This window comes from Paenibacillus sp. sgz302148 (assembly GCF_056120465.1).
In genome coordinates, this window is the sequence record NZ_JBVYOJ010000045.1 from 1 (window position 1) to 9,086 (window position 9,086).

Below are 9,086 nucleotides of genomic sequence, written 5' to 3' on the forward strand. Positions count from 1 at the left end.
CACCACTAGAACCAGTAGCTCGCCTTTTCGCTTTATAAACGAACAAAGGATCCAGCTCATGTGCTGAATCCTTTGATGCTGGTGCGGTCGAGAGGACTCGAACCTCCACGGCTGTTACACCACTAGAACCTGAATCTAGCGCGTCTGCCAATTCCGCCACGACCGCATTTTGTTTTCGTCAACTTTTCGTGTCAACGAAATATAATTTATCACGGATCACTATATGTTGTCAAGCATCTTTTTATCAAAAAAAGACCCTGCACATCGGCACGATGTCACCAATTACAGGGCAAGGCTCTACAGACCTCAAACAAACTTTGTCTTCATTTCCTCCCAATACTGCTTTACCCATTCCGGATGCTTGGGCAAGCCCTTGGCAAACTGGAGGAGTACGGATAAGCCGCCTACCCCGTCGTTTTGCCCAAACCGGCTTTGCATTTGTTCATAATCTTGAGGCCGAAATCGTTTCATCAGCTCGGACACCGGAACATAGTCATCCGGAGCGCCGTAAGGCTTATCCGGAATCGTGACTTTTGCCGCTTCGTGTTCGATTACCGATATTGGGCGTGCTTGCTTCACGGACTCCGACAAATCCACGATTACTCCTGTAGAAGGAAGCTTGTCCCCGATTCGCAAAGCCGGTTGGCTCGTCCGTTGCCCAGCTTCATATAAATTGGGGTAAAGCCGATTAGCACCGCTTAATATTTTCAACATGAACACCTCCAATTCGTGCTGGAACCGGTCCGAAAGCAATTTGACTTTGTCCAGTTTCCATCCTCCCTTACATATATCGGATATTACATATTATATTTGTAATATTTGGGCCACAAAAAAAGCCGATCAACATCCAATGCTGTAATCGGCTTTTATCGAACTGCTTGCGAATTATTTGTTTGTGCTTTTTTGCTTGTTCGGAAGTCGGTTACCCGGACTGCCTTCGCCATGAAATCGTTTATTCTTCTCCTGCTTTTTCTGCTGTTCCTCCAGCTTATCTACGAATTCATTCAAGCTTTCCATTTGTGGAAACCTCCATATCGTATGCATCATTTCGTTCCTCAGATAATGTTCCCTGTACGAACGGAATCATGCATGACCGTGCAGCCTGTCGAGCAACCGTTTCATGTCGCCTAACAATCCCCCGAATTCGTCGATGGACAAACCGCTGCGCCGCACCATCTCTTCCGGAATCCGGCATGCTTGAAGCTTGAGGTCCGCACCTTTATCCGTAAGACGGATCATCACCTTGCGCTCGTCTTCTCCGGAGCGTTTGCGCTCGATCCAACCCGCTCCTTCCATCCGTTTCAGCAGCGGAGTCAGCGTCCCGGAATCCAGAAACAACCGATCTCCCAATTCGCTGACCGTAAGTTCGTCCCTCTCCCACAATACAAGCAATACCAAATATTGCGGATAAGTTACTCCGATTTCCTCAAGCAGCGGCCGGTATAACCGGGTCATCTCCCTCGAGCAGGCATATATCGCAAAACATAATTGATTGTCCAGCTTTAGCGTTTCGTCTATGGAATATTCCATCCATTACACCTCTTGTAAAAGCGATTGAATGCGGCTTTCGATTTTTTCCGGTTTCGTCGTTGGAGAGAAGCGCTGAATGACGTTTCCTTTCTTGTCGATCAGAAATTTCGTAAAATTCCATTTAATCGACCGTGACATCATAACGCCACGCGCTCGGTCAGTCAAATATTTGAACAGCGGGTGGGCCGTAGTGCCGTTGACGTCGATTTTCGAATAAAGCGGAAACCTCACGCCAAAATTCAGCTCGCATACATTCTCGATTTCCGCATCGTTGCCGGGCTCTTGCTCGCGGAATTGGTTGCTCGGAAAACCAAGCACCTCGAACCCTTGGTCATGATACGTTTCATGCAACTTCTGCAAGCCTTTGAACTGCGGAGCAAAACCGCATTGGCTGGCCGTATTCACGATCAATAGAACCTTCCCTTCATATTCGCGGAGCGTGGTCGTTTCGCCTTTAATGGTTTTCACCTCATAATCGTATACGCTCATGTTTGTGTCCTCCATTCTTATTTTCACCATATATATTGAACTCAATTATATTGTACACAATTTAATTTAAAACAATTTAACCAAAAAAGCAAGCGAAATAACCGAACCTTAGACTAGGCACATTCATATGTATGAAAAGAAGCGCAAAACGTTTATTTAAAAGTTTATAATCAAATATGAAAGGATTGAAGTCCAATTGGCATTTTCGCCTTTGCCCGAATCACCCGCTCAAATGCTGCCTCCTCCCCCCGATTACATTCCAACTAATCCAACTGGTTATATCGTTGACTGCTTATATAACTACACTTACGTTTGGCTATCGGATGGGGAAAGTTTCTGGTATTACCCAACTAGAGTTGAATACGGCGAAGTTTCAGGTTATCGCTGGAACGGGATGTTCTGGTACTATTACGGTATTGATCCGAGATTTATCTACGGCGTTTCATGTCCTCCGATCCCTACTCTGTATTAATCATCATAAAAAAACCGCGTATTTTTATTTACGCGGCTTTTTTTATCCCGGTTTTCAGTTAATCAAACAAATCTTCGAATAAACTGAATACCGTCTTTTTCTTCTTTTTCTTATGGTAGTCGTATTCGCTATTGTGGTGGCTCGAATGCGATGTATGCGATGTATGCGGCGTATGGCCATAATTCGTATTACGGTAAGCTTCGCGTTTTCTGCGATCTTCCCAATCGTCGTCATCGCTGTCGCCATATCGCTCATCATAATAACGGCGCACTTCGCGCATCCCGTTCATCAATTTATCCAATTCGCCGCGATCAAGCCATACCCCTTTGCATTCCGGACATACGTCGATCAAAACGCCGTCCTTTTCAACCTCACGCATCTTTATATCGCTGCATACCGGGCATTTCAACAAGACGGTTTCCTCCTTTGTTTGGCATAACCATAATTTCACTACGATCCATGCGCCAAAAGGTTCCAAACCGGCGGCCGATTTACAATAAAATGTTCGCCCGCTCTTCCCCGAAGGGCTGAAATATGTATCCGCGGTCCAATTTGACGATTCGCCGGTTCATCCGCCGGATCATCACCTGTTGCTCGTCCCAGGCGACCACGACGCCGATCACGTCGTTAATCTCCAATGCATCGCGAACGACGCGAATTTTCGTGCCTGCTATGCGGTATGCGTCCAGTTGTTCGTCCGTTATCAAGCTTGTCCCTCCCCTACGACGATTATCATTCAAAAAAAAGCCTAAATGTTATCCATTTAGGCCGTTCCTTAATCTATAATTTCCGACAACGTTCAAGCTTAGCCGACGTGCTCCTTCGAATCATTCGTTTCGTACCACAAATCCAGAACCTTGCTCGACATCACACGTTTCTGAATATAATCCTGCTGCTGCTCCGTGAATTGTCCGTCCCATGCGATGTTCAGTTCTTCGCACAGCTTGACGACGGTCAGAAGCTCGGACCAGGCGACATATCGTTTATACCAGAAAAACTGAGGATGTTCGATCATATAGGGATATAGGTCGTCGAACTCCGTATGTTTGCAATCGAGCGCGCGTTCGAAATGAACTTTAGCTTGTGCCAACTTGGTCATAAAAAAATCAACAGGTACCGATGGGTTCCCCATATTGTAGCCTCCCCTCACGAACTTATGCTTATTATAGAATAAAACGCTACGTGTGGGAAGGCACAGTTCACATGAAAATAATGCATTACTCGAAGCCGATTTCTCCTCCGTCAAGCGAAGATACTTTGACAAGCGTTTCAAGGCGGATGCCCTGATCGCGAATCGACTGTCCACCGGCCTGGAACGTTTTTTCGACGACGATGCCGATGCCGACGAGCGTAGCGCCGGATCTCTCGATGATTTTGATCAGCCCTCTCGCCGCGTCGCCGTTAGCGATAATATCATCGATGAACAGTACCCGGTCGTCCGGCTTCAGAAATTGCTTGGATACCATAATATCGGTTACGATCCCCTTCGTGAAGGAAGGGACGCGTTCGGACAACGTATCGGGATCGCCGATCAGCGTTTTTTTGCGGCGGGCAAATACAAGCGGGACACCAAGAGCATACCCTGTCGCGAATGCAACGGAAATGCCGGAAGACTCCACAGTAACGACCTTCGTAATCGATTCTCCGGCGAAACGGTCGGCAAATTCGCGTCCGAGCTGCATGATGAATTGAGGATCAACCTGATGGGTGAGCAAAGAATCAAGCTTTAACACTTCATTAGAATGAATGGCGGCTTCCTCGCGAATGCGCTGTTTTAAAATATCCATCCGTTTCCCTCCTACGTGATTAGCTTCGAATAACTTATCATACCGCCATCGGGGTGTTCAAGTCTATTTTCAAGGAATCGTTATATTTTTCTCCGGATTTGCAAAAATACGCAACTTTTTTGGACAAATATCCGTCTAAATAGTAGTAAGGACATAAAATATCGCGCCAGTACCTGATCCAAGGGATTCCAATTTCAAAACGTCACCAATTCATCGGAATACGGCCTCTTTTTGCCCTAAATCGTCTTTGAGAAAGACAACAAGGAGGGAGTATGATGGTAAAGGTTCATCAAGCGCATTTACCGTTACATAGAAAGAAAGGAAGATATTCCATGTTGAAGTGGCTCGTAGGATTTGGTCTTGTCGTGTTACTTGTGACAGGCTGCCAGAAGCCGGTTTCTCCCGAAGCCGCCGCCCCCCCTACTTCCAATACACAAGCCGAAGAAGCGGAAAGTCCGGCAACCGAAGAAAAATCGGTCGAAGTTACGCCGATTCCGAGTTCCGACGGCGAAGCGCCTGAAGCAAACGCGACGACAAAAGGCGCGTCAAAGGCAAACGCAGACAGCAAGCCGGCTTCCGGCAAAACGTCCGACAAGCCGGACAAAGCGGAGCAACCGGACGATAAATTCGATCCCGCCCACCCGAAACTGCTTGGCATTGCGCTTGGCGACAAGAAAGACGCCGTCGTGAAGAAGCTTGGCAAACCGGTCGAGCAATTTACGATGGAAGACGAAAAAGATCCTGTCACCGTATTCGAATACGACGGATATGCAGTGGGCTTTAATAAATCGATGCAAGTATTGTTCGTAGAAGTAAGCTCCGCCGATACGGCCACCGGCCTAAGCGGCCTTAAGGTCGGCGACAAGGACAAGGACGCCCTGAAGGCGCTTGGCAAAGCCGATTCGAATACGAACTATGTTCTCAGCTACAAAGCGGACGCCGTGCTGCTCAAGCTCGATATCGATCCGCAAACGCACGTGATCCAATCGATCAAGCTTTTCGCGGACAAATAAGAGAATGCCGAACATCAAACCAGCCACTGAATGCAGTGCGCTGGTTTTTTTCGTCCACATGCGGGGAACGGCCCGCACCCCAACAACCAAACAGCTTGTCATGCCTGGGCGATCCTGTACATACGCTGTAATATACAGGTTGTACAAGGAGACTCGAACGATGAAAAAAGCATTCCTCGTGCTACGGATCGCCTTTACGTATATCGGAACGGTCGTTGGGGCCGGTTTCGCCACGGGTCAAGAAATATTGCAGTTTTATACGCGTTACGGCAGATGGGCCATGTTCACCATCGTATTGGCAACCGCGATGTTCGTCTGGTTAGGCACCAAGCTGATGCTGCTCGCTCACGACATTAAGGCGAAATCTTACGAAGATTTGAACAAGCATTTGTTCGGTCCCCACATCGGCAGCTGGATCAGTTATTTTGTCTTGGTCGCCCTGTTCGGTACGAATGCGGTCATGCTCGCCGGGGCAGGGTCGATCTTCCAGGAAAACTTCAACCTGTCGTATCAGACCGGGTTGTTCCTTACGCTCATTCTTTCTTATTTCATTATTAAAAAAGGGATACAGGCGATATTGACGATCAATTCGATCGTCGTGCCGATCATGCTCATTTGTACTGTCGTTATCGTTATTCATACAATGTCCAGTCCGACGGCAGACCGGTTCATTCATTTGACCACCGATTATTCGCTCGCCAGAATATGGACGGCTCCGCTGCTCTACGCCGCCTTCAACCTAACGATGTCCCAGGCGGTGCTTGTGCCGATCGGATCGGAGGTGAGCGACCGCAAAGCTTTATTATGGGGCGGGTGCATCGGCGGCATCGGCATCGGCGTGCTGTTGTTTGCCGGGCACTTCGCCTTGTCGGCGCAAATGCCGGGCATCGCTCAATTCGAAATTCCGATGGGAGCGATTACGAATCGGCTCGGTCAAATGATGCAGCTGCTATACTTGTTCATGATTTTCGCGGAAATTTTCACGACGTTTGTCGCCGACGTGTATGGGCTGTCCCTGCAAATCCGTCAGCATTTTCCTTACAGGCGGGAAATCGTGACGATCGTCATCCTGGTGCTATGCTACATTACAAGCCAAATTGGCTTCAGTGTCCTGCTATCGACCCTTTATCCTTTATTCGGTATTGTCAGCATGATCTGGCTCGTCATGATTATGCGCCGCAAAGGCAAAACGCAATTGGAATAATAGGCAGCAAAAAAGCCGCACGCTAGCGGAACAACCGGCAGGAAGCAATGGAAGCAATTCGCTTCCCTGCAGGCAGACCGCCGCATTTGCGGCTTATTGGGGCAGCAGCTCAGGCATTAGCCGTGCATCATATGGTAAACTTGCTCAACGTCCTTGTCGCCTCGGCCAGACAGATTCACGATCAAGATCTGGTCCTTCGGCAGCGTTGGCGCCAGCTTCATCGCATACGCAACGGCATGTGCGCTTTCCAGCGCAGGAATGATGCCTTCCGTCTTGGACAGCGTATGGAACGCCTCAAGCACCTCTTCGTTCGTAACGGTGTAATATTCAGCGCGGCCGCTTTCTTTTAAGTGGCTGTGCTCCGGCCCGATGCCCGGGTAATCGAGACCGGCCGCAATCGAATACGTCGGCTTCGGATTGCCCTCTTCATCGAGCAGCACGAGGCATTTGAATCCATGCAGCACGCCCGGCACGCCTTGCGTCAGCGTTGGCGCTTGATCCGGCTCGACGCCGATCAGGCGAACATCCTTCTCTTCGATATAATGGGCGAACGATCCGATCGCGTTGCTCCCGCCACCGGCACAAGCAATGACCGCATTGGGAAGTCGCCCTTCTTTCTCCAGAATTTGACGTTTCGATTCTTCGCTGATGATCGATTGGAAATGCTTGACCATCGTCGGAAACGGATGCGGTCCGACGGCGGAACCGAGCAAATAAAACGTGTTCTTGTAGTTCGTCACAAGATCGCCGAGCGCTTCGTCGACGGCATCCTTCAAGCGGCCTTGTCCTTTGGCGACCGGTATGACCGTAGCGCCGAGCAGCTCCATCCGGAATACGTTAAGCGCCTGGCGCTTCGTATCCTCCGCACCCATGTAGATGACGCATTCCATGCCGAACATCGCGCAAACCGTCGCCGTTGCGACGCCATGCTGTCCTGCTCCCGTCTCGGCGATCACCCGTTTTGCGCCCATCCGTTTGGCGAGCAAAATTTGCCCCAGCACGTTGTTGATTTTGTGCGATCCGGTATGGTTCAAATCTTCGCGCTTCAAGTAAATTTTCGCGCCGCCGAGCTTGTCGGTCAGATGTTTGGCGTAAGTCAGCGGATTTTCCCGTCCAACAAATTCTTTTTGATAGTTGTTGTATTCTTCGATAAATTCCGGGTCGTCCTTATACTTGTAAAATTGCTCCGCCAAATAATCCAAAACTTGCTGCAATTCCGGCGGAACGAAGCTTCCCCCGAATTGTCCGAAATATCCCGCTTGTTCGACTGCACTCATCGTCTATGAACCTCCCGAAAGGTATCTTTGAAAACGTTATCTTCATCCAATCTTCATTGTACAACATGAAATACTTTCCGAAAAGGTGCTATATTGTGCCAGTCCGCGCTACAGCTCGATGAGCCCGCAACCGTCGACGAACGCCAGCACAGCCTCGCGTATATGCTCATGACACGTAAACAATACGACTTGATGGCTCTTCGCCACTTCGTTCACGGCAAGCAGCGTATTGTGCAGTCGATCGCCGTCAAAATTGACGAAAATATCGTCAAGCAGAAGCGGCAGAGCCTTTCCATGCTCGCTAGCAAGCGCAAAGCGCATGGCCAGATACAGCTGCTCCGCCGTACCGCGGCTCAAGAGGGAGCTGTCGATCCGCTCGCCGTCCGCAAGCTCGGCTTCGATCGTTTTGGTGCCGATCGGGGCAATAATCCGTTTATATTTCCCATCCGTAATACGGGAAAAATATTGCGAAGCCCGCTTGAGTACACGCGGCTGCTTCTCCTGCTCGTAGACGAGCCGCGTACGCCGGAACAGCTCGGCGCATATCGCCAGCTTCCCGTAGCGGGCCGCTTGCCGGCGCAATGTCGCGGCATGTTCCTCCAGCAGCTGCAGCTTGTCCGCATGCTCCGTATCCGCCTGCAGCTTATCCAGCTCCTGGCGCAGCCGCCCGCGCCGATCCAGCAGCTCCGCCAGCCGATCTTCGGCTTCCGTCGCTTCGCGTTTCGCCTTGTCGTGCTCGGCCGCAAGCTGCAGCGCATCGTATCGCTCCAGCATGGCGAACAGTCTCTCGCGCTGCCCGGCATCGCTCCATGTGCCGATCAGCACATCGAGCCGGCGCAGTTCGGCTTCGGCCTCGCGTCGGCGCTCGAATTGTCTGGCGCGGAGCCGGAACAGCTCATCCTCATGCGCAGATGCGCCGGCTTCGGCATAAAGCGCCTCCAGCTTGCGCTTGGCGTGATGGACGCGCCGGACCGCAGCCGCATGCTCCTCGCGCTGTGCGGCGATGCCGGCGGCAAGCCGGTCGCGCTCGGTCCGAAGCGCCGCTTGCCGCGCGATCTCGGCTTTGCGCTGCCGCAGCGCGAAGACCAGGTCGCGGCTCTCCCGCGTCCCGAGCAGCTCGGCTGCGGCCTCCTCGAAGGCGCGCTGCTCGGCCTCCAAGGCGTCAAGCTTCGCCGCGCTTTTGTCAAGCTGCTGCAGCAGCGCCATGCCTTGCTCGGCGTATTGGTAAATCTCCAATACGGCCTCCGGCGTCAGCGCCGCGGGCAGCTCCTGCTCCGCCAGCCGCGCCGCCCATTCCGCGCGCACGGCATCGCG

At 51.0% G+C, this 9,086-nt stretch carries 12 protein-coding genes and 1 tRNA gene; 2 read left to right on the top strand and 11 right to left on the bottom strand.

Annotation, left to right across the window (positions count from 1 at the left end; genetic code table 11):
- Nucleotides 1–79: 79 nt before the first annotated feature.
- The 9 genes from AC0LWM_RS32065 to AC0LWM_RS32105 all read right to left on the bottom strand — a co-directional run bounded on the left by AC0LWM_RS32065 (nt 80) and on the right by AC0LWM_RS32105 (nt 4,278).
- Nucleotides 80–166: transfer RNA gene (locus AC0LWM_RS32065), tRNA-Leu, on the bottom strand.
- A 140-nt stretch (nt 167–306) separates the two neighbouring features.
- On the bottom strand, nt 307–714 hold the full coding sequence (locus AC0LWM_RS32070) for a hypothetical protein (protein ID WP_474679113.1): 408 nt from the start codon (nt 712–714) through the stop codon (nt 307–309).
- Between the two features lie 171 nt (nt 715–885).
- Nucleotides 886–1,017, bottom strand: coding sequence for a DUF4023 family protein (locus tag AC0LWM_RS32075; protein ID WP_474679114.1), 132 nt, complete (start codon nt 1,015–1,017; stop codon nt 886–888).
- A gap of 66 nt (nt 1,018–1,083) precedes the next feature.
- Nucleotides 1,084–1,530, bottom strand: a complete 447-nt coding sequence (locus tag AC0LWM_RS32080; protein WP_474679115.1) for a MarR family winged helix-turn-helix transcriptional regulator — start codon at nt 1,528–1,530, stop codon at nt 1,084–1,086.
- Nucleotides 1,531–1,533: 3 nt separating this feature from the next.
- A complete protein-coding gene (locus tag AC0LWM_RS32085; protein WP_474679116.1) occupies nt 1,534–2,019 on the bottom strand; it encodes a glutathione peroxidase in 486 nt (161 codons plus the stop codon).
- A 530-nt stretch (nt 2,020–2,549) separates the two neighbouring features.
- Complete coding sequence (locus AC0LWM_RS32090) at nt 2,550–2,900, bottom strand: TFIIB-type zinc ribbon-containing protein (RefSeq protein ID WP_474679124.1); 351 nt, start codon at nt 2,898–2,900, stop codon at nt 2,550–2,552.
- A gap of 82 nt (nt 2,901–2,982) precedes the next feature.
- Nucleotides 2,983–3,198 (bottom strand): hypothetical protein, encoded by a 216-nt coding sequence (locus tag AC0LWM_RS32095; protein WP_474679117.1) that lies wholly within the window; start codon nt 3,196–3,198, stop codon nt 2,983–2,985.
- Nucleotides 3,199–3,296: 98 nt separating this feature from the next.
- Entirely contained in the window at nt 3,297–3,623 is a 327-nt protein-coding gene (locus tag AC0LWM_RS32100) for a hypothetical protein (RefSeq protein WP_474679118.1), read from the bottom strand.
- Nucleotides 3,624–3,708: 85 nt separating this feature from the next.
- A complete protein-coding gene (locus AC0LWM_RS32105) occupies nt 3,709–4,278 on the bottom strand; it encodes a xanthine phosphoribosyltransferase (protein WP_474679119.1) in 570 nt (189 codons plus the stop codon).
- Between the two features lie 332 nt (nt 4,279–4,610).
- Between AC0LWM_RS32105 and AC0LWM_RS32110 the strand changes: the two genes are divergently transcribed.
- Together AC0LWM_RS32110 and AC0LWM_RS32115 are read left to right on the top strand one after the other, a co-directional pair.
- Nucleotides 4,611–5,291 (top strand): DUF4309 domain-containing protein, encoded by a 681-nt coding sequence (locus AC0LWM_RS32110; protein ID WP_474679120.1) that lies wholly within the window; start codon nt 4,611–4,613, stop codon nt 5,289–5,291.
- Between the two features lie 160 nt (nt 5,292–5,451).
- Nucleotides 5,452–6,495, top strand: a complete 1,044-nt coding sequence (locus AC0LWM_RS32115) for a YkvI family membrane protein (RefSeq protein WP_474679121.1) — start codon at nt 5,452–5,454, stop codon at nt 6,493–6,495.
- 116 nt (nt 6,496–6,611) lie between these two features.
- Here the strand turns inward: AC0LWM_RS32115 and trpB are convergent, their stop codons facing one another.
- Together trpB and AC0LWM_RS32125 are read right to left on the bottom strand one after the other, a co-directional pair.
- Nucleotides 6,612–7,772 (bottom strand): tryptophan synthase subunit beta, encoded by a 1,161-nt coding sequence (gene trpB, locus AC0LWM_RS32120; protein ID WP_474679122.1) that lies wholly within the window; start codon nt 7,770–7,772, stop codon nt 6,612–6,614.
- 108 nt (nt 7,773–7,880) lie between these two features.
- Nucleotides 7,881–9,086, bottom strand: a 1,206-nt coding sequence (locus AC0LWM_RS32125) for an ATP-binding protein (protein WP_474679123.1), incomplete at its 5' end; no start/stop codon positions are given.

What these genes read in the sequence shown, in the direction of transcription:
- AC0LWM_RS32105 (WP_474679119.1), bottom strand. Translation starts at nt 4,278, where the DNA reads ATGGATATTTTAAAACAGCGCATTCGCGAGGAAGCCGCCATTCATTCT.
- AC0LWM_RS32100 (WP_474679118.1), bottom strand. Translation starts at nt 3,623, where the DNA reads ATGGGGAACCCATCGGTACCTGTTGATTTTTTTATGACCAAGTTGGCA.
- AC0LWM_RS32085 (WP_474679116.1), bottom strand. Translation starts at nt 2,019, where the DNA reads ATGAGCGTATACGATTATGAGGTGAAAACCATTAAAGGCGAAACGACC.
- AC0LWM_RS32075 (WP_474679114.1), bottom strand. Translation starts at nt 1,017, where the DNA reads ATGGAAAGCTTGAATGAATTCGTAGATAAGCTGGAGGAACAGCAGAAA.
- AC0LWM_RS32115 (WP_474679121.1), top strand. Translation starts at nt 5,452, where the DNA reads ATGAAAAAAGCATTCCTCGTGCTACGGATCGCCTTTACGTATATCGGA.
- trpB (WP_474679122.1), bottom strand. Translation starts at nt 7,772, where the DNA reads ATGAGTGCAGTCGAACAAGCGGGATATTTCGGACAATTCGGGGGAAGC.
- AC0LWM_RS32110 (WP_474679120.1), top strand. Translation starts at nt 4,611, where the DNA reads ATGTTGAAGTGGCTCGTAGGATTTGGTCTTGTCGTGTTACTTGTGACA.
- AC0LWM_RS32070 (WP_474679113.1), bottom strand. Translation starts at nt 714, where the DNA reads ATGTTGAAAATATTAAGCGGTGCTAATCGGCTTTACCCCAATTTATAT.
- AC0LWM_RS32080 (WP_474679115.1), bottom strand. Translation starts at nt 1,530, where the DNA reads ATGGAATATTCCATAGACGAAACGCTAAAGCTGGACAATCAATTATGT.